Origin of the sequence: Aquiflexum sp. TKW24L (assembly GCF_023502205.1) — a bacterium.
In the GTDB taxonomy this organism is placed as follows: Bacteria; Bacteroidota; Bacteroidia; order Cytophagales; family Cyclobacteriaceae; genus Cognataquiflexum.
This window is the reverse complement of sequence record NZ_JAMFLG010000004.1, coordinates 68,967-93,829: the sequence shown is the minus strand read 5'-3', so window position 1 is coordinate 93,829 and position 24,863 is coordinate 68,967. Positions and strand designations below refer to the sequence as shown.

The window sequence follows — 24,863 nt, the reverse complement described above, 5'->3', positions numbered from 1 at the left end:
GGTAATGGTTTTTTTGAAAATTACTGATCTCCTGTGATAAATTCAAATGCCCTTTTTTCGGACCAATAAATATCTTCTTTCTTTCTTGGACTAAAGCCAACATGCCCTCCGTATTTTGGAAAATCCATCCAAACATGGTCTAATTTCCTGCCAACAGAAATTGGAAAACACCGATCACTCAGAAAAGGATCATTCTGCGCATTAAGAATTAAGGAAGGAACAATAATATTTTCAAGGAAATAGAGGGATGAATTCTGCTCATAATAATCATGGGCATCTTTAAATCCATGCAAAGGTCCTGTATAATGGTCATCAAAATCCTGAAGTGTTTTGATTTTTCTCAACAGCCCGGTAGGGATTTCATCTGGGAATTTCAAAGCCTTTTTAATCACTTTTTCTTTCAATGTTTTTAAAAAACGATTGGCATAAATGATATTTTCTCCGGTGGAGATTTTGATACATGCTGATTCCAAATGAAGAGGAACTGAGATGGCCACCGCTTTTTTGATTTTTGGGCTTCGCTTTCTTTTTTCTCCTAGGTATTTCAAAGTAAGGTTACCTCCAAGACTAAATCCGATAAGGTAAACATGGTCATAATCTACCATAGCATGATTGACGATCGTATCCAAGTCATATGTTGCTCCCGAATGATAAAATATGGGTGTGTTGTTCGGCTCCTCACTGCATCCACGGAAGTTCCAGTTCAGCACATCAAACCCATTTGTAAAAAAATGTCTTGCCATTCCTGACATATATGGACGTTTGCTATTGCCTTCTAATCCATGACTGATAATGACTAATTTTTGGGATGAATTTCTCAACCAATCCAAGTCTAAAAAGTCTCCATCTGAGGTAGTAATCCTTTCTCTCTCAAACGATAAAGGGTGGGTATCACGAAAAAGGCTCGGGAAAATAGTTTGTAAATGGCCGTTGAAAAGCCATTTTGGGTATTCATAATCTGTCTTTTTGACTAAAGGCATTTTGTAACAAAATCTTGTAATCCTGACTTTTCAATCTTGAAAATACTACTATTAAATTTGAATTAAGACATTTTAAGAACTATTTTTGGTCTCCTTAAATTTTGACTAGGATATAATCAACTTATGGCCGAGATAATACGAATGCCCAAAATGAGCGATACCATGGAAGAAGGGGTGATCGCAGCGTGGTTGAAAAAAGTAGGAGATGCCGTAAAACCCGGAGACATACTTGCAGAAGTGGAGACAGATAAGGCTACCATGGAACTTGAATCTTATGAAGAAGGTGTTTTGCTGTACATCGGGGTGGAGGAAAAAAACGCTGTGGCTGTCAATGGGGTAATTGCCATTATTGGAGAAAAAGGTGAAAACATTGATGCTTTGCTCAAGGAAATAGATGGTGGTGATGCACCCGCTGCAAAAGCTGAAGATAAAAAAGAAGAGAAGACAGAAGCTCCCAAAGAGGAAAATGCCCCTTCAAAAGAGGAAAAGTCTGAATCACCTAAAGCAGAATCACCAAAAGAAAATGTAGACGCTTCAGGAATCAATGCCACTGTGCTGACGATGCCCAAGATGTCAGATACCATGACTGAGGGCACGATTGCTTCGTGGCTTAAAAAAGTCGGAGACCCTGTAAAATCAGGTGATATCCTTGCAGAGGTAGAGACTGACAAAGCGACCATGGAACTTGAATCTTACGATGATGGCATTTTGCTTTATATCGGAGTAAAAGAAGGAGATGCTGTAGAAGTAGATGGTGTCATAGCCATTGTCGGTGAAAAGGGTGCAGATTACCAGACCTTATTAAAAGCCCATAAATCAAAATCCGGTGGGGCTGAAGCGCCCGCACAGGAAGAGAAAAAGGAAGAAAAACCTGTTGCTTCTGAGGCTAAACCTGCGGAATCAAAACCGGAAGAATCTAAACCATCTGAAGTTGCTGCACCAGTTGCACCAACTACCTCATCTGAAAATGGAAGGGTTATCGCCTCACCTTTGGCAAAGAAAATGGCTTCCGACAAAGGAATTGACATTGCTTTGGTAAAAGGAAGTGGGGAAGGAGGAAGGATTATCAAAAGAGATGTGGAGACATTCGATCCTGCTTCTGTAAAACCAAGTGCAACTAGCACAGTCGCTGAAACAACGGCGCCTGCTTCAGTACCTTTATTGGGTCAGGAATCTTTCCGTGAAGAGAAAGTTTCCCAGATGAGGAAAGTCATCGCCAAGAGATTGGCAGAAAGTAAGTTTGGAGCACCGCATTTTTACCTTACCATGGAAATCAACATGGACAAGGCAATTGCCGCAAGACAAAGCATGAATGAAGTCGCTCCCGTGAAAATTTCGTTCAACGATTTTGTAATCAAGGCCTCAGCTATGGCTTTAAAGCAAAATCCAAAAGTGAATTCATCATGGCTCGGAGATAAAATCAGATATAACGACCACATCCATATTGGTATGGCTGTTGCTGTCGAAGAAGGACTCTTGGTTCCTGTGATTCGATTTGCGGATAGCAAGTCTTTGTCGCAGATCTCTACGGAAGCCAAATCACTTGGTGGGAAAGCCAAAAACAAAGAACTGCAACCAAAAGATTGGGAGGGTAATACCTTCACCATTTCTAACTTGGGCATGTTTGGTATCGACGAATTCACAGCCATCATCAATCCGCCGGATGCCTGTATCCTTGCAGTAGGGGGTATCAAAGAAACCGTGATCGTGAAAAACGGTCAAATGCAGATCGGGAATGTCATGAAAGTAACATTGTCCTGCGATCATAGGGTAGTGGACGGAGCGGTTGGTTCAGCCTTCCTGCTTACTTTGAAAGGCCTGCTCGAAGATCCCGTCAGGATGTTGATCTAACAGAAAAGATAAATACTGTCAAAAAGTCCTGTTTTATCAGGACTTTTTGCTTTTGTATGGTTATTGAAGAAATGAAATATGCTTCGCGAAATAAGGTTGAAATATGGTTCCCGAAATAATGTTGAAATACGCTGAGCGATATAATGTTGAAATACGCTTCGCGAAATAAACTCCGCGATATATAATGGAAATATTCTGTGCGAAATAGAATAGAAATATGGTACCCGAAAAAGTCTTGGGGGCTTAATTTTATATCAATGAATTTCTACTTTATTTCCATATATCTCATTTAAATATTTCTACTTATTTCATTTAAAAATTTCAATCATTTTCCACCATATTTCTACTTACTCCAATTCAAAGTCCTTTGTCTAATATCTTGTATCTTAAGTCTCATTTATAAATGGAAAAAATAAAATCAACAACCGTAGTAGCCATCAAGCACAACGGGGAAGTAGTCATCGCTGCGGACGGTCAGGCCACTTTGGGAAATACTATTGCCAAAAGCACTGTCAATAAAATCAGGAAATTACAGGGAGGAAAAATCGTCACCGGATTTGCAGGTTCGACCGCAGATGCTTTTACCCTTTTGGAGAAATTCGAGGAAAAACTCGGTGCCTATGGCAACAACATGAAAAGGGCAGCCGTCGAACTCGCCAAAGAATGGCGGACAGACCGCATGCTCAGCAAACTCGAAGCCATGATGATCGTAGCTGATGCGGTGGATATACTCATTATTTCAGGTAACGGCGATGTAATCGAACCCGATATGGAAATCGCTTCCATCGGTTCGGGAAGCATGTATGCCCAATCTGCTGCAAGAGCTTTGAAGAAATTCGCTCCTCAACTTACCGCAGAAGAAATGGTCAGGGAAAGCCTCGGCATCGCCGCTGATGTCTGTATCTATACCAACCATAATCTGGTGGTGGAAAAAGTGGTGAAATGATTTCTTTTGCCCTTCGACTTCGCTCAGGGACCTATCCTTCGACTTCGCTCAGGGCCCAATTATGATTTAATGAGAGGGGGAGAAGGGAAAGGGCGGAGCCCTTTCCCTTCTCCCCCCTATTATTTATTTATAAAATGCGTTACCTGAGCGAAGTCGAAGGGATATTTCTTGATTTTTATTTAAAATGGCAACTGAATGTTCATCCTTTTATCAGGGAGTTTTTACTATTCAACTTCCTTTGGATAAATTTTTTAATGCCTGTTTGTTACCGTTGACCAAGGCCTCCTTCTTTTTCTTTGTCCAACCTTACAAGGGCCTTTATTTGATGGAAGACAACATCAAACTTATTTATTTCTATATCCTTCAAAACCCATTCCTACTTTTATTGGTTATGTCTCCAGTAAACAATACCAACCATGGAAAAAGCACCCGTCAAGAAAACTACCAAAGTAGATCAAAAGACAAAAATCATTACCGGATACATCGAATACGTATTGGAACACGGCAAGCAACCTGCATCCGTATTTAAGTTTGCCAAGGAACTGAAGATGAAAGAAGAGGAATTTTATATCTACTTCACTTCATTCGAATCCATCAAATCAGCTGTTTGGGCAAAACTCTTTGACGATACCATTGGCAATCTAGAATCTCAGGAAGTTTATAAAGAATACAGCGCCCGTGAAAAATTCCTTGGATTCCTTTTCACCTTGGTGGAAGAACTCAAGAAGAACAGGTCTTATCTCTTGTCTCTATATGGCGGCAAAAAAGGCATGAAAAATATCCTTCCCGAGGAAGTCAAAACTTTCAAGCATAAATTCAAGGACTTTTCCAATGAGATTATTTTGGAAGGAAAAGAAACAGAGGAAATCGCCAGCAGACCGATCATTTCGGACAGATATGATGAGGCACTTTGGCTTCAGGTTTGGTTTGTGTTCCAGTTTTGGATTAAAGACAGTTCCCCTTCATTCGAAAAAACAGACGCGGCTATCGAAAAGTCCGTCAACCTTGCTTTTGACCTTATGGGAAAAAGCGCCATTGATTCATTCATTGATTTTGCCAAGTTCTTGTACCAAAATAAGTAATCAGTAACACCATGGAAAGCAAAGTGAAGGAGCAACAGAGTATCCCAACATCCAAAGTACAGCGTGCAGCGAAGTTTATCAGTACAGGTGCCAAAGTAGGTGGCAATTATATGAAGCACTACGCCAAAAAGGTCGTCAACCCTTCGATGACCAACGAACAGCTTCATACCGACAATGCAACAGATATTTATAATTCTCTGAGTCAGATGAAAGGCTCTGCCTTGAAAATAGCCCAGATGATGTCCATGGATAAAAACCTTCTTCCGAGGGCTTATCAAGACAAGTTTACCATGGCGCAATATTCTGCACCGCCGCTATCTTATCCATTGGTGGTGAAAACTTTTCAGAAGAGTTTTGGAAAGTCACCGGATCAAATGTTTGATACTTTTACCAGATCTGCCGTCAATGCCGCATCTATAGGTCAAGTGCATCAGGCCACCAAAAATGGTAAAAAATTAGCCATCAAAATCCAATATCCGGGTGTGGCTGATTCCGTAACTTCAGACCTGAGACTCGTCAGACCTTTTGCTTTGCGTCTGCTCAATATGAATGAAATAGAGCTTGACCACTATATGGGTGAGGTTGAGGAGCGGTTGATTGAAGAGACAGACTATCTATTGGAAGTAAAGCGGTCCAGAGAGATATCTGAGGCGTGTGGACATATTGCAAATCTCAAGTTCCCTATTTATTACGATGAACTGAGTGCAGAGCGGATCATCACCATGGATTGGATTTCGGGAAAACATATAAAAGAGTGGATGGATACCAATCCTTCTCAAGAATCCAAAAACCAAGTTGGTCAGGCATTATGGGATTTCTATCACCACCAAGTCCATAACCTGAAGCAAGTACATGCAGATCCACACCCGGGAAATTTTATTATCCAGGAAGGAGATCAGCTGGGTATCATTGATTTTGGCTGCGTGAAGGTAATCCCTGAAGATTTTTACCAAGGCTATTTCGCTTTGATCAAAAAAGAACTGTTGATCAATCAGAAAGATTTAGATCAGATTTTCTATGACCTGGAATTCATTTCTGATAAAGACACAGAAATTGAAAAGTCCTTCTTTAAAGGAATATTTACCGAAATGATTTCACTTTTGGGGAAACCGTTTCATGTAGAAAAGTTTGATTTCGCGGACGATGATTTCTTCAATGAAATCTTCCTATTGGGAGAAAGAATTTCCAATGACAAGATGTTTCGAAAATCCAGACAAGCCCGAGGGTCCCGTCACGGACTTTATATCAATAGAACCTACTTTGGTCTTTATAATCTACTCAATCAACTAAGGGCGGAAGTGAACACAACAAAACCTGAATGGTTAAAATAACCCGAAAGTAGACGCGAATTTGTCCTTCTATAATTTTCTTACCTTCTGATTTAGGATTCAATCTAAATTCATATAATCCTATAATTTAGCCAAAATATGGTTTCCATCTTTTGATTTAAAACATATTTACATGTATTTTACAGGGCTAAAAGGTCTATCTCAGATATTTAGTTTAAAACCCACAAACTAGAATAACCAAAGAAAATAAAAAATATAGCGATGACAAATTTATCCATTATAGCGCAACTCATAGTTGCAATTTCAATTGTAATTGTTTGGGTATTTCGTTTCGACAATATCGAAAAGGAATTTAAAGAATATGGGTTGAATACTTTGATGCGCTCGGCGGTGGGTTCTGCCAAAATAGCGTTGGCAACCCTACTAGTCGCAGGTATTTGGTATCCATCTTTGGTTCTTATCCCTGCGTTATTGATGGCTTTTCTGATGGTCAGTGCCCAGTATTTTCACTTCAAAGTGAATAACCCTTGGCAGAAACGTATGCCCTCATTGTTCCTTTTGCTTCTATGTCTATTTATAGCGGCAGTTTCCCTCAATTTATTTACTTAATGAGTTTATTAAATGGTTTAGTGGTTTTCTCGAGTATCTCTTTTTTAATTTATGGTATTTCTTATTTTTCTTCTCCTATAATGAAAAGCGAATTTGTTCGCTTTGGCTTGGAGAAATTTGGCACACTTACGGCAATTTTGGAGATTTTAGGAGGTTTAGGCCTTCTTGTGGGATTGATGTTTAACCCTCTTTTATTGATATCGGCGGGGGGTCTAGCTTTGTTGATGTTCTTTGGAGTAATCGCTAGATTGAGGGTAAAGGATAGATTTTATGATATTTTGCCGGCAGTATTTTTTTTCGCACTCAATTCGTATATTTTTTTTGAATCGGTGAAAATGTAAGGAAACGGAATACGACAAAATTGATGCAGTTAATATTTAAATTCTAGCTACAATGGATATTCATGAAAGACCTAGACTTAAAATCATAGAAAGTGACAAGGAATACCAAGAGGCTTTGGAAGCGATCAAAGATTTGATGGATTTAGGAATCTCGGATGAAAATGAAGATTATATGGAAGTTTTGTCTTTGGTAATAGAAAAATACGAAGAAGAAAAAGGGTACAAACTTGATGATGAAAAAGTGGATGCTATTGATATGATCGCTTATTATTTGTCTGAACAAGGATTACCTCAAAAAAGCTTAATTCCAATCCTTGGCCCGGCAAGTAGGGTGTCAGAAATTATGAATAAAAAAAGGAAACTCAGCTTAAGCCAAATCGAAAATCTTCATTCCCATTTAAATATCCCTTATGAGCTTTTGATGAAGCGTTAACATAATTTCCTGACCAATATTTTAATAAGAATACCCTATTTTGGAACCATGAATAAAACTTTTCCAAAGTTCCCAACTTTGGAAAAGCTTCTAAATAATATAAAATACCTTCATACATCATATTAACAAAAAAACACCTCTGAGTAGACTGCAGAGGTGTTTTTGGTTAAAGTCCGAAGTGATATTTATTTCCCTGAATAAGTAATTTTATAAATACAATTTGCCATATCATCTGATACCAGCATGCTGCCATCCGGCATTTGGAGGACATCCACTGGTCTGCCCCAGACATCTTGAGATGCATCATCAAGCCATCCTTCGGCAAAAATTTCTTGCTTCACCACGTTTTGGTTGGCATCCAAAACAACTCGGGTCAGGTTGTAACCGGATTTTTTGCTTCTGTTCCAAGAACCGTGTTTGGCAAGGATGATATTATTTTGGTAGGCTGCAGGAAACTGATTTCCGGTATAGAACCTCATTCCCAAAGGTGCCGTATGCGCTCCTAATTTGACTTTGGGAGCTGTATAAGCAGACTTATCTTTTCCTTTACTTCCAAACTCAGGATCTTTGACATCTCCTGCATGCCAATATGGATATCCGAAATGCATGCCTTTTTTTGGAGCGTGGTTGAGTTCGCAATCCGGCACATCGTCACCCATCATGTCACGCCCATTGTCGGTAAACCAGATTTCCTTGGAGGTAGGATGCCAAGCGAAACCGACCGTATTTCTGATGCCTTTGGCAAAAATCTCAGGTTGGATATTGGTGGATTTGACATCAATGCGCGTGATCGAGGCGAAGATTTCTTCCGGTTCGCAGATGTTGCAGGGAGCACCGATCGGTACATACAGCAAGCCATCCGGACCGAAGGCAATGAATTTCCATCCATGATGCGCTTTGTCAGGAAACTTATCATAGACCACTTCAAAAACCGGCTTGTCGAGCGTTTTTTCAATATTTCTAAATCTCAAAATTCTACTCACTTCTGCAACATACAAGTCACCATCTTTGAATGCGACACCATTTGGCATCCGCAATCCTTCAGCAAGGGTATATTTTTTATCAGCCTTTCCATCTTTATTGGTATCGACCAAGGCATATACATTTTTTCCCTGTCTGTTGCCAACGAATATGATGCTGCCGTCAGCATTCATCGCAAGAGATCTTGCATCCGGCACATCTTCAGCCCAAACATTGATCTTAAATCCATCCGGGAGCTTGATTTTTTCTAGTTGGATCTCACTTTTTTTGTTGCCTTGGGCATTGCAGGACAGGCTGATGGAAAGAAAAATGAGGAAGAGTAGTTTGCGCATGTTATGATTGGTTTTATCGGAATAGATATTCATTGATATTGGATATTTATGGATATTGGTACTAAGCATAAATCTTAAATTGTAAAAAGAATAAAGAGACTGGTTTTTTGGGTAACCCTCCAAGGGTTTTGAACCCTCGGAGAGTTTTGGATTACAGCCTACAAGTTATCGAAAATTAAAAGTCCAGACACTTTCTAAGTAATATTTGCAACGAAATCATTTATAAACGGGAGTTTGGTTATTTTTGCAGCATGTTATCAATTAATAATCTTTCTTACTTTATCGGAGGCCGGGCGCTTTACGAAAACGCCGCTCTCCATATCAAACCTAAAGACAAAATCGGATTGGTCGGTCTGAACGGAGCCGGCAAGTCGACTTTGCTCAAAATCATCCATGGCGATATCCAACCAAGTTCAGGGGAAGTCCAAAAAGCGAAGGATTGTACCATCGGTTTTTTGAACCAGGATTTGCTTTCTTACCAATCAGAAGACAGTATTTTGGATGTGGCTTTGGAGGCTTTCAAAGAGACGCTCCAGCTCGAACAAGAAATAGAAAATGTGCTTCATCAGATGGAAACAGACCATTCTGATGAGATTATCAATAAGTTGGCGAGGCTTCAAGACCAGTTTGAAGCCAACGAAGGCTATACCATCAAGGCCAAAGCTGAAGAGGTTTTGGAAGGAATCGGATTCAATACCAAAGACCTTGGTAGACCGCTGAAGACTTTTTCCGGAGGATGGAGGATGAGAGTGATGCTCGCCAAGTTGCTTTTGGAAAAGCCATCCTTGCTGATGCTCGATGAACCTACCAACCACTTGGATTTGCCATCCATCCAATGGGTAGAAAATTATCTCAAAAATTATGAAGGTGCTGTCGTGGTGGTTTCCCACGATCAAGACTTCTTGGACAATTGCGTCGATATCACTGTGGAGGTGTCGCATGGCTCTCTGACTTCCTACTCCGGAAATTATTCTTTCTACCAAGAGGAAAAGAAGGAAAGGATGGAAATCCAGCAGAATGCCTTCGAAAACCAGCAGCAGATGATCAAGCAGACGGAAAAGTTCATCGAGCGATTCCGTGCCAAAGCCACCAAATCCAATCAGGTGCAATCCAGGATCAAAGCCTTAGATAGACTGGATAGAGTAAATGAAGTAGTGGATGACAATATTTCGGTGAATTTCAAATTCAAATTTTCCCAAAAGTCAGGAAGAGATGTGGTTGTTTTAGATCATGTGTCCAAAGCTTATGGAGACTTGGTGATCTTAAAAGACACCACAGCAAGGATTGAAAGAGGGGATAAGATCGCCTTGATCGGAGCCAATGGAAAAGGTAAATCGACACTTTTGAGAATCGTCGATGGCACCGAAGCTATCAAAGGGAAGCGCGAACAGGGACACAATGTCATCAAATCGTTTTATGCACAGCACCAGCTCGAGGCATTGAATGTCGACAATGAAATCATTCAGGAAATGGTACAAGCAGGTTCCAAGAAGACCGAAACCGAACTCAGAAATGTGTTGGGTTGCTTTCTGTTTACCAATGAAGATGTTTTCAAAAAAATCAAAGTCCTTTCGGGAGGAGAAAAATCCAGGGTTGCTTTGGCCAAAACGATGATCTCAGAGGCCAATTTTTTGCTTTTGGATGAACCGACCAATCACCTTGATATCCAGTCAGTCAATATCCTGATCCAGGCTATGGAGCAATATGAAGGAACTTTCATCACCGTTTCACACGATAGGCATTTTATCCGTGGTGTGGCCAACAAAATCTGGTACATAGAGGAAAACAAGATCAAAGAATATCCTGGAACTTATGACGAGTTTGTGTATTGGAAATCCCAGCAAGCCGCATCTCCAACTGACACCAAACAGGATTCCAAACCAAAACAGGATACCCGAAAAAAAGAATTGAGTATCACGGAAGTGAATGAAGCAAAGAAAAACTTAAAGAAGAAAGAACAGGAGCTTGCCTTGATTGAGGAAAAAATACTTCAGATAGATTCCAAAAAAGCAGAATTGGAAAAGAAAATGGCCGATCCACTCGTTTTTTCTGACAATATCAAAATGGAGGAAGTCAATCAATCTTATCACAAACTCAAAAACCTGGAAACCGAACTTAATCAGAATTGGGAGGATTTGGTGGAAGAAATTGGTTCTTTGCAGGAGACGGCTTCTTTGGCATAATTTTTTATATTGTTACTGAAAACCAAAGCTCATGCGTAGTTCGATTACAGCTCTGATTCTTCTTTTCACATTTTCATCCTCTCTTTTTGCCCAAAAGGTATTTGAAGACAGGGTGTTTGAGGAGAATATCCAGTCCGTGAGGATATTTCCTGCCTCCGTTGAATATGAAGCGCAGATGAGTTCACCGGTGATTGAGCTGAATGGTGGCATTCCAATGAAGCTTATATTTGATGACTTGGCCTATGATCCGGATATGTATTCGGCCAAAATCATCCACTGCAATTTCGATTGGACACCTTCTGATCTGAAGGAGCCTGAGTATTTGGTGGATTTTAATGAATTCAACATCTTGGATTTCAGCTATTCCATTGACACCAGAATCCCATACCTCCAATACAATTTTATTTTACCCCGAGTCACAAAATCAGGGAATTATGCCATTATGGTTTATCGTGGCAGGGATCAAAAGCAAGTAGTATTGACCAAAAGGTTTATGGTTTTCCAACGGATTTTGACCGTTGCTGCAAAGGTGGTTCCCCCTAGTCAAACTGAAAATAGGCGCGCCGTCCAGCAGATCAATGTCAATATCAATTACAAAGCGCGGGAATTATTTGATCCCAAAAACAACATGAAAGTCATGATCCGGCAAAACCAGCGTTGGGACAATACCAAACAATTGAAAACCCCAACCATGATCCGGGAAGACATCAAGTTGATCGAATACCAGCTTTTTGATGGAAGTAATTCTTTTTGGGCCGGAAATGAATTCAGGTTTATTGATCTGAGATTTGTAAGGTCAAAAGGCTTGAATGTCAAAGCGATCAAAATGGAGGAGGATGTGGTTTATGCAGAAGCTGGCATTGACAAACCTAGGCCTCAGGGAGCCTATTCCGAGTACCTAGATCTCAATGGGCAATATGGCATCATGAACCTCGAGCGGAGAAATTACGAACTTGAAAGTGAGTATATGTTGGTGACGTTTAATCTTCAGGCTGAGGAAGGAAAAGAAGCACCTTATGTCATTGGTTCCATGACAAAATGGGGAAATGACCCGGCCTCAAGAATGGTTTTTAATAAAGCCACCAAAACTTTTCAATCTACTTTACTGCTAAAGCAAGGTTGGTATGATTACCAATATGCGTATAAAACAGCCGAAGGCTGGAACATGACGCCGTTTGAGGGTAATTACTTCGAAACAGAAAATGAGTACGAGGTATTTGTCTATTTCAGAGATATGGGATCGAGGTATGACGAGTTGATCAGCTACACCAACCTCAATCCTAATAAGAGGAGACTTTAGTGGTTAAAAAGTTGGAAGGATTTGAAAGTTTAAAAGTTGGGATAGCCCTACAACCTTAAAACCTTAGAACATTATTAACCTTTTAACATTTTAACCTTAAAACCTTCCATCCTTCCTATTTTTATCTGATGTTGGATGTTGGAAAAGCAGCTTTTGTGTCTTTGAGCCAAATCATTAGTTTATCTTTCAAATAGGCTGCTTTTTTGGTTTCGGCCAAAGCCATGTTGTTTTTTTCTCCCAAGTCAATATTTAAGTTATAAAGTTCTATCCTTTCATCTTCATAAAAGTAGGTCAGTTTCCATCCGTCTTCCTGTATTACAGAACCGGGATTTCCACCCTGATTTCCATAATGTGGATAGTGCCAAAAAAGTGCTTCTCTAGGGATCTTTTCGTTGGTCCCCAGGAGAATTGGCTCCAAACTGACTCCATCCATTTCCCCATTTCCTTTGAAAGATTTAGAAAGTCCTGCCAATTCAATCAAAGTAGGATAAAAATCTATACTGATAACAGGGACATTGCTTTCCGTTCCTTTTCGAATATGATCCTTCCAGGAAATAATCAAAGGAACCCTAATGCCTCCTTCATAAAGCCATCCCTTTCCGGCCCTGAGTGGTAAATTGGAAGTGGGACTCCCTTCAGCTGTGGAAAGTCCGCCATTATCTGAGAAAAAAACAATGATGGTATTTTCCAATAAATTATTTTTTTCAAGACTTTCTAGTACCATTCCTACGGCGGTATCCATGGCTTCCACCATTCCTGCATAGACTGCATGTGCTTGGGTGGTCCTGTTCATATTTGCGTATTCAGGCTCAAACTCATCGGTAAGATTCATTTTGCTCCTTTTCCTCAGGTATTTCAATTCTAATTCTTCCGTAGTCATCAAAGGCGTATGGACGGAGTAAAAAGAAAGGTATGCGAAAAAAGGGTTTTCTTTGTTTTCATCAATGAAAGTAGCGGTTTCTTGAGCTAACCTATATGGCAGATATTCGCCTTCGGGACCGTTTTTCATCTGTGGGTTGTCATAGGGAGAAAAGTATTTTTTGCCGGTATTCGGCGCCCCTTTGTCATTTCCTCCAATATTGATGTCAAATCCCTGTTTTTCGGGCCAGTACTCCTCATTTTCTCCCAAATGCCATTTGCCTGCAAAAAAGGTTTTGTAACCCGCATCTTTGAAAGCTTCAGCAAGTGTAAATTCCTTTAATGCCATGTTTGGGGAATAATCAGCGGGAATGAGGGGTTTGTCTTTTGTCCAATGGTTATTGTAATTCCACGGCTGTGGTGCTCCAAACCAGTCGGTATTATAGATTTTAGATGGATATTTTCCCGTCATGATACTTGCCCGGGTTGGGGAACAAACAGGAGAAGCAGTGTAAGCATTGTTGAATTTTATGCCATTTTTTGCCAATCGGTCGATGTTAGGGGTTTCATAAAAACTGCTTCCATATACGCCAACATCCTTCCATCCATAGTCATCCACCAATATAAAGAGCACGTTGGGCTTCTTTTGCTCTTGGGCAAATGCAGGTGTTCCATGTAGAATAATCAGACAAAATAGGATTGCAATTATCTGGATTTTGGGCTTTTGAATATTTTGGGTCATATTTCTGGACGAATGGCTGAACTGGATTTTCTCAAATAGTTTATCCTATCAATAATAGCGTGAATTCGGATACAAATCAATTTAAGGTATTTTCTGTATTGCTATTTGGTCGAATTGCCCTAACAGTTGATTGATTTCACCCATCAAACATTTTGATTTCATTATACCTTGTTATTGATATCTTAAAAATACCTGCGGGGGGTTTACAGAATAACACTTGCTGTAATCGAGCCTGATTGTTAACTTGAAATTAAGCATCACCCAATCCCGGTTTTAATTTCAAAACCGTTAGATTATTGACCCATTATACCCAGAATATTCATGAAAAGGCTGTTATCCCTTACCCTTTTTTTGACTCTTACTATTTTGGCCTTTGGCCAAAATAAGAGAAACGAAGAATTTTCCATTGATTTTATTGATGTCCGAAAAGGACTGTTGAGCAATTTTGTAACCAAGACAGTCAGTGATGATTACAATTTCAAGTACTTCGCTACAGAAGGTGGCTTTTCAAAATTTGATGGCTATGATTTTACCGGATTCCGGCCCGGAAGAGATTATCCGGAATTGGAAAATGAGAACATTGAAACCCTTTTTAAAGATAACCTGAACAACATCTGGATAGGCACTAAGGAGGGTGGTATTTCTGTTTTAAATACCAAAACAAATGACATCAGAAGTCTTAACCATGTTTTTTCCAGTTTGCCAAATAAAAAACCAAGAGCCATCTCAATCTCCCAGGGAGGAGATGGTAATATCTGGATTGGTACCTGGGGAAACGGTGTATATGTGATAGACCCTCAAGTGGATAAAATGATAGTCCATTACCCGATGACCGGACCCGTTTATAAAATCATTAAAGACAGACACGAAAATGTTTGGTTTATTTCGGGACATACACTTCACAAGTTTGATCCATCTGAATCTAGACTTCTCAAATTTCCCGTAGAAAATTTAATGTTCAACATCATAGAAGATGTAGTCAGAAACAAGCTTTGGATGGTTGGCAATTCAGGAAAGAAAGTGAGATTGGGGAGTTTTGATTTTGAGACACAGTTGGTTTCCCAACATCCGATTGACTTGGAGGCAAGGTTTGTCAAATCTTTGGCGATTGACAGCAAGCAAAGATTATGGTTGGGAAGCTGGGGAGATGGATTGTATATCAGCGATCCCGAAATCACCAAATTCGAAAGAATCAATACCAACCCTCAAGGCAGCAATTTTGACAATGTCAATTATTCAATTATTTTGGATATTGACATTGACCGGAATGGCATTGCATGGCTTGCTACGTCCCATGGGGGCGTTCTCATTCTCTATCCCAATAAAGGTTTTAGGTTGATTACTGCCGATGGAGGGGAAAACCAAATTGATCAAAACATTATTTCCATTTACAAGGACAAAGAAAACAAACTCTATAAAGGCACAGTGACTGAAGGGTTGTATGTAAGCGATAACCTGGAACAGTTTGATAAAATCTCCCAAATCGTAAATGCGAAAGTCAATACATTCTTTGAAAAAGACAACACGCTTTTTATTGGAACTGCCTTAGGGATTTATATCGTCAAAGACAAAGATTTTAATGGGGCATTCAGAGCACTACCCAATGAGAAAGTAACAGCAATCTTACTTGATTCAAAAAACAGACTTTGGATCGGGACACAGGAAAGGGGTCTGAAAATGACGGATTTTGTGGATGACCCCCAACTTCGATCGCTCAAAGTATATTCAGAATCCGAGCAACATAGAATTCTAGACAACAACAGGATCAGTCATGTCAAAGAAGATAGTGGCGGGAATATCTGGCTTGCCACCTATGCAGGGTTAAATCTTTATGATCCGGTGAATGACCGATTTTTTAACCAGCCAAGCTTATTGAAGGAGCAGATTTCAAGTCTTATTATCAATGACCTTCACCTCAGCAACAATAAGATATATATCGGAACACCCACAGGATTGGGGATTCTGTCTTTCAGGGACAGGAAGCTTGTATTAGACGAATTTTTCGACAGAAACAATGCGTTGATCAATGATTTTATCTGCGCCATTGAAGAGGATAAAAATGGGAATTTGTGGTTGAGTACCACTACATCCATAACTAGGTACCAAAAGGATAAGAAGAATTTCATCAACTATGATAGGGAAGACGGTGTGATGATTAAGTCTTTCCATATCGGGTCTTCACTAACTGACCAGAATGGGCAGGTATATTTTGGAGGATCCAACGGGATAATCTCATTTGATCCCGAAAAAATCTCTGACAAATTCAATATTCCGGATATTGTCCTGACAAAACTGGTCGTGAATAACAAGCCACTTCAGGTAGGGGAAACAGTTGAGGGAGAAGTTGTCCTCCACCAATCAATCCAAAACACGGACAAAATAAATTTGGACTATGCCCAAAACCATCTTTCCCTGAGCTTTGCCGCTAATGATTTTTATGGGCCTGATAATATTACCTATGCCTATAAGCTGTCAGGACTAAATGAAGAATGGGTAAATATCGGAGTCAAAAACGAAATCAACTTTACCGGATTGAGACCCGGTGATTACGAACTATCGGTCAAGGCAAGCAGGAATAACCAAGATTGGAGCCCTGAGAGAAAACTTTTAATTCAAATTGCTACGCCCCCTTGGTTTTCTTGGTATGCTTATGTTATTTATTTTTTGATTGCCATAGGTATGATATTTTTGATCAGATCCATCTCTAGAAGAAAGGCGAGATTGGAAGCTGAACTCAGAATTATTCAAATAGAAAAAGAAAAAGAGCACGAACTCAACGAAGCAAAAATTACATTTTTTACAAATATCTCTCATGAATTTAGGACCCCATTGACCCTGATCCTGAGTCCGGTAACCGAATTGATTGAATCCTTTGATCTCGATACCACTGTCAAGGAAAAATTGACGCTCATCGAAACCAATTCCAAAAGAATGCTCAATCTGATAAATCAATTGCTGGATTTTAGAAAATCAGAGCATGGGCTTTTGAGGTTAAAGCTAAGCAACGGAGATATTGTGGCATTTGCTGAAGAGATATTCCAAAGCTTTAAAAATATAGCCTCCAAGAAAAAAGTCAATTATAGCTTTGAAAGTAATTCTGCTAAGTTTCGGATGGATTTTGATAGAAATCAAATGGAAATTGTAGTCTTTAACCTGCTGTCCAATGCCTTTAAATACACCAAAGATGCAGGAGAAGTCAAACTTTCGGTCAAGGTTACTGAAAACAAAGTTCTACTGACGGTTTCTGATAACGGAATCGGGCTTTCTGAGGAAAACCAAGAGAAAGTATTTAACCGGTTCTTTCAGGTTCAGCAAGCAGAACCGACAAGTATGATTGGAAGTGGGGTAGGTTTGGCATTCACCAAAAACATCATCGACCTGCACGGCGGTAATATTTCTGTGGAAAGTAAAATAAATGAAGGCACTTCATTTGTCGTGGCCTTGCCAATCAGCACAGCTGTCAAAACCGAAGAAATCCAACTATTTGATTTTGGATTTGCAGATGGCATAGCGGAGGAGGATCATTCTTATGAAATAATCGGAACGGTAGAGGATCCCAAAGAAGCGAAGCCTTTAACCATTTTGGTTGCAGATGACAATGAGGACATCCGACATTACCTAAAAACTCTCCTAGAAGCTGACTATGAGATTTTGGAGGCTTCAGATGGCATGGAGGCACTTTCTATGATAAATAAGGAGATGCCTGATTTGATCATCAGTGATGTAATGATGCCAAATATGGATGGGATAAGATTATGTCGTGAGGTCAAAAACCAAATGACCACTTCCCATATTCCCGTTATCCTATTGACTGCACGGACTTCACTTGATTATGAAATGGATGGTCTTCAGACCGGAGCAGAGGACTATATTACCAAACCTTTTAACCCCGGGATTGTAAAGACAAGAATCAACAACATCTTGGAAAACAGGAAAAAGTTGCGTGAGTACTTCTTCAATAAGGTCAGGTTCCAACCGAATACCGAAAATGTGCAGGAATCCAGCCTTGATGCAGAGTTTATTGAAAAAGCAATCCAATTGGTCAATGACAATCTTCAAAATGAGGGATTTGGAATTGAAACAATGGTAGACCAGCTATTTATGAGTCAGTCCACCCTGTTTCGGAAAATCAAATCGCTGACTGGATTGTCGCTTACAGGGTTTATCAGATCGATCAAGCTTAAAAAAGCTGCAGAATTGATTCTCCAATCTGATACAAAACTCAGCCAAGTCGCACACGAATCAGGATTCAATGATTACAAATACTTCAAAAATTCTTTTGAACAACAATTTGGATGCCTTCCCTCAGAATATAAGAATAAGATATTTGAAGGGATTAAATTGCTTTAATTGTAGCCTCCCAAACCTACTTGGGAGGCTTTTTTTTGATTATGATTGATTTCACCCCTATGTTGAATGATTGATACCATCAAAATAGAAGGTTAAAAAAGATATTTGGTTGTGGAAAATATCCATGACAACTATAATAAACCTAAAATAATATCTATGTACTCATCATTTACCCAGAGTCGACTTGATAGTTATCTTTCGCATTGCTGGCGAAAGAGTCTATGCTTAATCTTACCCATATTTATTGGTATAGCTTATCAAGCCGAGGCCTTTCAGCAGGGCAGACAGGTTTCGGGAACTGTAACTTCCCAAACCGAAGCCGATGGGATGCCTGGAGTGGCAATCACCGTCAAAGGTACTAACCGTGGAACGGTCACTGATATCGATGGCAAATTCAAGCTCGATGTGCCATCTTCTGAATCTATATTAGTATTCAGCTTTATCGGATACGAGCCACAAGAAATTCAAGTTGGAAACCAATCAACCATCAATATAAACCTAAAAGAAAGCGAGGCACTTTTGGATGAGTTTGTGGTGGTGGGTTATGGAGAGCAAAAGAAGCTTAACCTTACAGGAGCGGTGGAAACGGTGCGTTTCGATGACGCCGTCAATCAACCTGTAACCAATTCAGCGCAATTGATGTACGGAAGATTTTCAGGTGTTCAGCTGACCCAATCAAGTGGATTACCGGGTGGAGACCAATCCTCTGTAATCATCCGTGGTATCGGGACATTCGGTGGCTCAAATCCTTTGGTCGTCATCGATAACATACAGTATGAAAGCCTTAGGGAATTCAATAATCTAGCACCATCTGATATCGAAAGCATATCAGTTCTTAAAGATGCCTCCGCTGCTGCTATCTATGGTGCAAGGGGTGCCAATGGCGTCATCGTGGTGACTACCAAGAAAGGAACTAAAGGTAGCTTCTCGGTGGATTATAATAACTTCATTGGTTTTCAAAGGGTGACGGTGGTTCCCCAGTATTTAGATGGGGTTGATTATGCACTGTTGAGGAATGAACGCGATATCAATGTAAACGGCGTGAATTCGCCATTGAGATATTCTGAAGCAGATATCAATGCAATCCGAAATGGATCTTCTCCCGAAAGATTTGCCAATACCAATTGGGCGGATGTCGCCCTTAGAGATGCCCCGATCCAAAACCATTACCTCTCATTTTCAGGCGGAGGAGAAAACACTACTTATAGGGTTTCTTTGGGCTATCTCAATCAGGAAGCGGTTGTTCAGGGAAAATTCCAAAATGAAAGATATAATTTGGGTATCAACTTGACTTCAACACCCAACAAGTGGTTAAAAGTTACCAATGTAACCAATGCTTTTTGGTCCAGGTTTGTAGGACCAAATGGAGGTGCTGATGCCATCACAGGCGAAACAGGTATCATCAATCAATTTCAACGGTCTTCACCCACCATTCCCGTACGTTATCCCAATGGAGAACTTGCGTTCGTCGATGGTTCGTATCAAAATGTCAACTTTTCTTTTCCGATCAACCATGTTTTGGAAACCGGTAATCGTGGTAATTATGAGAATGATAACATCAATTTGAGCCAAAGAATCGGCTTAGGTGCAAAAATAATAGAAGGATTAGAATTTGAAACCAGTGGAAGTTTGGTACTCAACTTTGCCAACATTTCCAATTTCAATCCAACAAGGACTACAAGGGATTGGGAAGGTCAGATTGTAAATCAAAATATCATTAACTCCTTAAGCAATACCCAAAACTTCAACTACAGATTATTGAATGAGAATATCCTTCGGTATACCAAATCTTTCAATGATTCTCACAACTTCGGATTATTATTGGGACATGCCATCATTTATGATAAGGTAGATGGTTTTCAAGGTTCACTTCAGGGATTCCCGACAGATAATATTGAAGAGTTTAACGGTGGCGGTGTTTTGAATCCTTCTGTGAGTGGGGGAGCGTCTGAGGAAGCATGGCAGTCTTTCTTTGGGAGATTGAATTATAACTTTCAGGACAAATACCTCTTTGAGTTCAATTTGAGAAAAGATGGTTCTTCCAAATTTGGTCCAAATAACAGGTATGGTACTTTCCCATCATTATCTGCCGGTTGGAATCTTGGGAGAGAAGAATTCTTAGCCAATTCCGACTTGATAACTGATTTGAAAGTTAGGGCTAGCTGGGGCCTAAGTGGCAATGACAGGATCGGAAACTATATTTATGAGCAGACTTACAATACAGGTTTAGATTATCATTTAGGCCAAAGTACTGTGGTTGGAGCTGTAGCTTTGACTTCATTGGCTAATCCTTTCATCACATGGGAGACAATAGAGCAATATAACATTGGAATGGATATCGCTTTGTTGCAAAACAAAGTAAACTTCACAGCCGATTATTTCAAAAGAATCAGTTCGGACATTCTTTACACCAATTTCCCCATTCCAAGTTCTATTGGCGTGACCAATTTGGCTGCACAAAATGCAGCTGGAATGGAAAACAGCGGATTGGAATTGAATGTGAATTACCGGCAGAATTTTGGAGGATTTAAATTGGATCTAGGTGCCAATGTCACCAGAATGGCGGATAATAAAGTAACCGACCTGGGTCCCGGAGGAGAAGAAACCATTACCAATACCAACATCATCCGAATTGGAGCGCCTTTCAATTCCTTTTTTGGATACCAAGCGATTGGAATTTTTCAATCCCAAGAGGAAGTGGATGGCGCACCCACCCAGTTTGGAAGTAACCTTACTTTACCAGGAGATATCCGATATGCTGATATCAATGATGATGGATTGATAAATGCCGATGACAGAGTGATCATTGGAAATCCCTTTCCAAAATGGATTTACAATTTCAATGCTGCATTGAGTTTCAAAAACTTTGACCTATCGATCCTGGCCCAAGGAATCGGACGAGTAGATCGCCTGATGATCGGCAACGGTCAGCTACCTATGTTGGATGACAGAAACAATGCATTGTCCTATTGGCTTGACAGATGGACACCGGATAACCCTTCGACAGAACTGCCAAAATTAGGAGGGGTAAATAATCAGGTTATTTCTTCTTTTTACATTGAAGATATGTCGTTTTTGAGGTTGAAAAACCTGGAATTGGGTTACACTCTGCCTGCTGCAATATCCCAAAGGGTTTTGATCCAAAGAGCAAGAATATTCGTGGGTGGTCAGAACATGCTCACCTTCACCAAAGTGAAAAACTTTGACCCTGAAAGACCTAGTGGAATCAACACAGATAGAACCACTCCTCTTTATAAAGTTTACACTGCCGGTATCAACCTTAAATTTTAATTGTCATGAAAAATTTTAGATATATAACTTTAATCGTACTCCTTGCATTCTCAGCTTGTACTGAGGACTATCTGGACCGTGGCTCTCTGACTGAATTGGCTTCAGGAAATTTCTGGCAGAGTGAGTCAGATGCGCAACTAGGGGTCAATGGCATTTATGCGGCATTGCAGGATAGGGTACTCTACAGCGGCAACCTTAATGCACTGGCAGGAATCCCCCAGCATGACTGCTTTGCAGACAATGCTTACAATAACTACAAATTTGAAGGGCCGGGAAACTTCGTTGAAGGAAGATTAGACCCATCCAACGCTTATTTCAATGCTTTTTGGGCGGCTAATTACAGAGGTATAGGCAGAGCAAATACCGCTATAGAAAACATTGAACAGATATCCGGTACTAATATCACTGAAGATGCAAGGAAAGTTTTACTGGGACAGGCGCATTTCCTACGGGCCATGTTTTATTTCAACCTTGCAGTTTACTTTGAGGATGTACCATTGATATTGGAAGTGCAGACTTTAGAACAGGCATATGTACCTAAAAATACCTATGCAGAGGTGCAGACTGCTATCATTGCAGATCTGCAAACAGCCATTGCTTCTTTACCCGAAAGGTACCCAGCTGATCAATTTGGCTATGCTACCAAAGGAGCGGCTCTCTCTCTGCTTGCAAGATTCCATTTGTACAATAAGAATTTTGCAGAAGTAATTACCCTGACCTCTGAGGTGATGTCATTGGGTTATGGGCTCTACAATAATTACGGTCAGTTATTTTCCCAAGCCGGGGAGCTATCCAATGAAATTGTGTTTTCGGTTAGATTTATCCAAAATCAATCCAATAACGGCGAGACATTCTCCGCTACTTTTGAAGGAATTCCAAGAGTCAATGAACAGCCGATGAGGAATTTGGTCAATGATTACTATTGTACAGATGGCTTGCCAATCAATGAATCTCCTCTTTATAATCCAAATAATATTAAAGTTAACAGAGATCCAAGACTTGGCTCCACCGTTTATTTTCAAGGTGATATCTTTTTAATTCACTTAAACAGAGCTTTTCAAGGCAATACAGCAACCAGATTTGCAAGAAAAAAATATACCCGAAACAACCTATCACCGGAAGGAATTGGGGTAGGTTCACCGGGAGGACAAGATTTCTATGTGATCAGGTATGCAGATGTTTTGTTGATGAGAGCCGAGGCATTGGCCGAGACAGGACAATTTAGCGAGGTATATGACCTAGTCAATCAGGTTAGGGCACGTGTTTCCATGCCAAAGATTGAAAATGTAGAAGGTGCCGGTTTGAATCAAACGCAGTTGATACAAATAGTAAGGCATGAAAGAAGGGTGGAATTTGCTTTTGAAGGTTTAAGATTCTTTGATGTGAAAAGATGGGGAGAAGTGAAGGCTGCCTATGACAGAGCTACCGCTGACCCCGTTCCTCCATACAACCCTGTGTACAAAGGTAGAATGTCTGAAGTATTCCCAATTCCTCAGTCAGAATTGGATGCAAACAAAAACCTGATCCAAAATCCAGTTTGGAATTGATCTGAAAAGCCCATTTTCCATAACAGTCCGTGTCAGACCCTCTTGGGGTCTGATACTGCGCTGTTCCTTTATGTACTAAAAATTAATTTCCTTTTCCTTATGACAAAATTTTCCTTCAGTATGTTCTTGGTTTTTATCCTGATTTCAATTCTTGAACTTCAGGCCAAAGATTATTATTTCCATCCAAAAAGTGGAAATGACAACCATTTAGGAAACGCTATTGATAAACCTCTAAAGACTTTATCCAAAGTGGGGGACCTGAATCTCCAACCTGGAGACCGAATCTTGCTTGCGGCAGGGGAAGTGTTTTATGGCACATTGGTTTTAGAAAATTGTCATGGTTCATTCGACAGGCCTATCCTAATTGATACTTACAACGCTGCAGGGAAAGCCCAACATGAGAAAGCTAAAATAGATGCAACTGGTAATTTAAATGGTATTCACGTTCAAAATTCCAGTTTTATCAGGGTCAGAAACCTTGAAATCACTGCCAATGGTCCTTCCGGGAATCAGAGCGAAGGGAATATGAGAGTAGGGATTTTGATCGATACAAAAAATATAGGGAAAATTGAAAATATTCATTTTGAAAACATGGATGTCCATGATATTTTTTACGAGGCGAAAGGATTCACAAGAGATGCAGCTGAAGTCAAATCAGCCAATGGAACACAGAAATATGGATGGGGCATCCGGCTGATTGCATCAGATCCGGCTTCCTCGATTGAAAATGTCCTTATTTCCAATTCTAAAATTTCTAATGTCAGCCATACAGGTATCAAGCTGACAGGGGCAAACCAACAAAATATCAGGCAGATCCGCATTACCAACAATCAGATTTTCCAAACCGGAGGCCCGGGAATCCAGATGTCAGGTGTCAAATATGTCTATGTGGCCGAAAATGAAGTCAATTATTCCGGTAGTGATGATGATTCACGGAAGTGGGGCAGGGGATCGGGACTATGGACTTGGACTTCTTCAAATGTTCTGATCGAAAAGAACCGATTTTTGAATGCCAATGGCCCGGGAGATTCGGCAGGAGCCCATATTGATTTTAATTGTGACAATATCGTCCTACAATACAATTTCAGTGCAAATAATGCCGGAGGTTTCTGCGAAATTCTGGGAAACAATTACAACTGTGCCTATCGGTTTAATATCAGCGTCAATGATGGTCATAGAATAAAGGGAGAAAACGGTGCATTTCAGGAGGGTAAGATTTTTTGGCTAAGTGGTTATCAAGGAGAAAAAAAGGAAAGGAAAGGTCCTGTTAATTCCTATTTCTACAACAATACCATTTATGTCAAATCAGGTCAAACATCAAAAATCGCCATTGATAACAGGTCCAAAGGAATCCTGATTGCCAACAATATTTTTCATTTGGAAGGTCCTGTTGAGATGGTTTCAGGAGATCAATATAGACCGGATGAATCTTCCAATGATTCATTAGAAAGGATTTTCTTTGAAAATAACCTTTTCTTAAATGATAAAAACTGGCCAAAAGATGCAATGGCCCGGGATGCTACACCGATCATGGGCTCGGCAGATTTCAAAAACCCGGGAGGATTAAATGCCGAAGATTACATCCCTTTAAACAAAGATTTAGTAAGGAAAGGAATCGAAATTCCGCTTTTGGAGGGGGATTTTTTTGGATTGACCAATGGCCTTCAAATGGTTGAAGATTTTCTTGGGAATCAGATTGGTGATGGAGTGGGATTAGGAGCAATTATGATAATGGACAGATAAAAAAA

16 protein-coding genes are annotated in these 24,863 nt (G+C 40.1%); 13 read left to right on the top strand and 3 right to left on the bottom strand.

The features are described from left to right. Window positions 1-20 precede the first annotated feature (20 nt). The gene (locus tag M3O96_RS04200; protein ID WP_249719046.1) at window positions 21-980 is read right to left on the bottom strand and encodes a YheT family hydrolase; all 960 of its coding nucleotides are present in this window, start codon (window positions 978-980) and stop codon (window positions 21-23) included. Window positions 981-1,103: 123 nt separating this feature from the next. Here M3O96_RS04200 and M3O96_RS04195 point away from each other — a divergent pair, with 123 nt between their 5' ends. The 7 genes from M3O96_RS04195 (at window position 1,104) to M3O96_RS04165 (ending at window position 7,531) form a co-directional block, all read left to right on the top strand. Then, window positions 1,104-2,831, top strand: coding sequence for a pyruvate dehydrogenase complex dihydrolipoamide acetyltransferase (locus M3O96_RS04195; RefSeq protein ID WP_249719045.1), 1,728 nt, complete (start codon window positions 1,104-1,106; stop codon window positions 2,829-2,831). Between the two features lie 403 nt (window positions 2,832-3,234). Further along, entirely contained in the window at window positions 3,235-3,777 is a 543-nt protein-coding gene (hslV, locus tag M3O96_RS04190; RefSeq protein WP_249719044.1) for an ATP-dependent protease subunit HslV, read from the top strand. 416 nt (window positions 3,778-4,193) lie between these two features. Then, a complete protein-coding gene (locus M3O96_RS04185) occupies window positions 4,194-4,859 on the top strand; it encodes a TetR family transcriptional regulator C-terminal domain-containing protein (protein ID WP_249719043.1) in 666 nt (221 codons plus the stop codon). A gap of 11 nt (window positions 4,860-4,870) precedes the next feature. Further along, on the top strand, window positions 4,871-6,190 hold the full coding sequence (locus tag M3O96_RS04180) for an ABC1 kinase family protein (RefSeq protein WP_249719042.1): 1,320 nt from the start codon (window positions 4,871-4,873) through the stop codon (window positions 6,188-6,190). 219 nt (window positions 6,191-6,409) lie between these two features. Beyond that, window positions 6,410-6,757: a DoxX family protein gene (locus M3O96_RS04175; protein WP_249719041.1), complete on the top strand. Its 348-nt coding sequence runs from the start codon at window positions 6,410-6,412 to the stop codon at window positions 6,755-6,757. Further along, window positions 6,757-7,098 (top strand): DoxX family protein, encoded by a 342-nt coding sequence (locus M3O96_RS04170; RefSeq protein ID WP_249719040.1) that lies wholly within the window; start codon window positions 6,757-6,759, stop codon window positions 7,096-7,098. The genes M3O96_RS04175 and M3O96_RS04170 overlap by 1 nt, the downstream gene beginning before the upstream one ends. 52 nt (window positions 7,099-7,150) lie before the next feature. Further along, entirely contained in the window at window positions 7,151-7,531 is a 381-nt protein-coding gene (locus tag M3O96_RS04165; protein ID WP_249719039.1) for a helix-turn-helix domain-containing protein, read from the top strand. A 185-nt stretch (window positions 7,532-7,716) separates the two neighbouring features. On the opposite strand, the gene M3O96_RS04160 is transcribed toward M3O96_RS04165, so the two are convergent. After that, window positions 7,717-8,844, bottom strand: coding sequence for a PQQ-dependent sugar dehydrogenase (locus tag M3O96_RS04160; RefSeq protein ID WP_249719038.1), 1,128 nt, complete (start codon window positions 8,842-8,844; stop codon window positions 7,717-7,719). Between the two features lie 251 nt (window positions 8,845-9,095). On the opposite strand from M3O96_RS04160, the gene M3O96_RS04155 reads away from it, so the two are divergent. Together M3O96_RS04155 and M3O96_RS04150 are read left to right on the top strand one after the other, a co-directional pair. Beyond that, entirely contained in the window at window positions 9,096-11,027 is a 1,932-nt protein-coding gene (locus tag M3O96_RS04155) for an ABC-F family ATP-binding cassette domain-containing protein (protein WP_249719037.1), read from the top strand. Window positions 11,028-11,058: 31 nt separating this feature from the next. Continuing rightward, a complete protein-coding gene (locus M3O96_RS04150) occupies window positions 11,059-12,327 on the top strand; it encodes a type IX secretion system plug protein (protein WP_249719036.1) in 1,269 nt (422 codons plus the stop codon). Window positions 12,328-12,448: 121 nt separating this feature from the next. On the opposite strand, the gene M3O96_RS04145 is transcribed toward M3O96_RS04150, so the two are convergent. Then, on the bottom strand, window positions 12,449-13,927 hold the full coding sequence (locus tag M3O96_RS04145; protein WP_249719035.1) for a sulfatase: 1,479 nt from the start codon (window positions 13,925-13,927) through the stop codon (window positions 12,449-12,451). A gap of 321 nt (window positions 13,928-14,248) precedes the next feature. On the opposite strand from M3O96_RS04145, the gene M3O96_RS04140 reads away from it, so the two are divergent. From M3O96_RS04140 to M3O96_RS04125, 4 genes are all read left to right on the top strand, one after another. After that, window positions 14,249-18,277 (top strand): hybrid sensor histidine kinase/response regulator transcription factor, encoded by a 4,029-nt coding sequence (locus M3O96_RS04140; protein WP_249719034.1) that lies wholly within the window; start codon window positions 14,249-14,251, stop codon window positions 18,275-18,277. Window positions 18,278-18,433: 156 nt separating this feature from the next. Further along, window positions 18,434-21,568, top strand: a complete 3,135-nt coding sequence (locus M3O96_RS04135) for a SusC/RagA family TonB-linked outer membrane protein (RefSeq protein WP_249719033.1) — start codon at window positions 18,434-18,436, stop codon at window positions 21,566-21,568. A gap of 5 nt (window positions 21,569-21,573) precedes the next feature. Next, on the top strand, window positions 21,574-23,115 hold the full coding sequence (locus M3O96_RS04130; protein ID WP_249719032.1) for a RagB/SusD family nutrient uptake outer membrane protein: 1,542 nt from the start codon (window positions 21,574-21,576) through the stop codon (window positions 23,113-23,115). Between the two features lie 99 nt (window positions 23,116-23,214). Next, on the top strand, window positions 23,215-24,858 hold the full coding sequence (locus M3O96_RS04125) for a right-handed parallel beta-helix repeat-containing protein (RefSeq protein WP_249719031.1): 1,644 nt from the start codon (window positions 23,215-23,217) through the stop codon (window positions 24,856-24,858). Window positions 24,859-24,863: the final 5 nt, after the last annotated feature.

What these genes read in the sequence shown, in the direction of transcription:
- M3O96_RS04165 (WP_249719039.1), top strand. Translation starts at nt 7,151, where the DNA reads ATGGATATTCATGAAAGACCTAGACTTAAAATCATAGAAAGTGACAAG.
- M3O96_RS04145 (WP_249719035.1), bottom strand. Translation starts at nt 13,927, where the DNA reads ATGACCCAAAATATTCAAAAGCCCAAAATCCAGATAATTGCAATCCTA.
- M3O96_RS04155 (WP_249719037.1), top strand. Translation starts at nt 9,096, where the DNA reads ATGTTATCAATTAATAATCTTTCTTACTTTATCGGAGGCCGGGCGCTT.
- M3O96_RS04180 (WP_249719042.1), top strand. Translation starts at nt 4,871, where the DNA reads ATGGAAAGCAAAGTGAAGGAGCAACAGAGTATCCCAACATCCAAAGTA.
- M3O96_RS04200 (WP_249719046.1), bottom strand. Translation starts at nt 980, where the DNA reads ATGCCTTTAGTCAAAAAGACAGATTATGAATACCCAAAATGGCTTTTC.
- M3O96_RS04195 (WP_249719045.1), top strand. Translation starts at nt 1,104, where the DNA reads ATGGCCGAGATAATACGAATGCCCAAAATGAGCGATACCATGGAAGAA.
- M3O96_RS04160 (WP_249719038.1), bottom strand. Translation starts at nt 8,844, where the DNA reads ATGCGCAAACTACTCTTCCTCATTTTTCTTTCCATCAGCCTGTCCTGC.
- M3O96_RS04150 (WP_249719036.1), top strand. Translation starts at nt 11,059, where the DNA reads ATGCGTAGTTCGATTACAGCTCTGATTCTTCTTTTCACATTTTCATCC.
- M3O96_RS04175 (WP_249719041.1), top strand. Translation starts at nt 6,410, where the DNA reads ATGACAAATTTATCCATTATAGCGCAACTCATAGTTGCAATTTCAATT.
- hslV (WP_249719044.1), top strand. Translation starts at nt 3,235, where the DNA reads ATGGAAAAAATAAAATCAACAACCGTAGTAGCCATCAAGCACAACGGG.
- M3O96_RS04185 (WP_249719043.1), top strand. Translation starts at nt 4,194, where the DNA reads ATGGAAAAAGCACCCGTCAAGAAAACTACCAAAGTAGATCAAAAGACA.
- M3O96_RS04135 (WP_249719033.1), top strand. Translation starts at nt 18,434, where the DNA reads ATGTACTCATCATTTACCCAGAGTCGACTTGATAGTTATCTTTCGCAT.
- M3O96_RS04170 (WP_249719040.1), top strand. Translation starts at nt 6,757, where the DNA reads ATGAGTTTATTAAATGGTTTAGTGGTTTTCTCGAGTATCTCTTTTTTA.
- M3O96_RS04130 (WP_249719032.1), top strand. Translation starts at nt 21,574, where the DNA reads ATGAAAAATTTTAGATATATAACTTTAATCGTACTCCTTGCATTCTCA.
- M3O96_RS04125 (WP_249719031.1), top strand. Translation starts at nt 23,215, where the DNA reads ATGACAAAATTTTCCTTCAGTATGTTCTTGGTTTTTATCCTGATTTCA.
- M3O96_RS04140 (WP_249719034.1), top strand. Translation starts at nt 14,249, where the DNA reads ATGAAAAGGCTGTTATCCCTTACCCTTTTTTTGACTCTTACTATTTTG.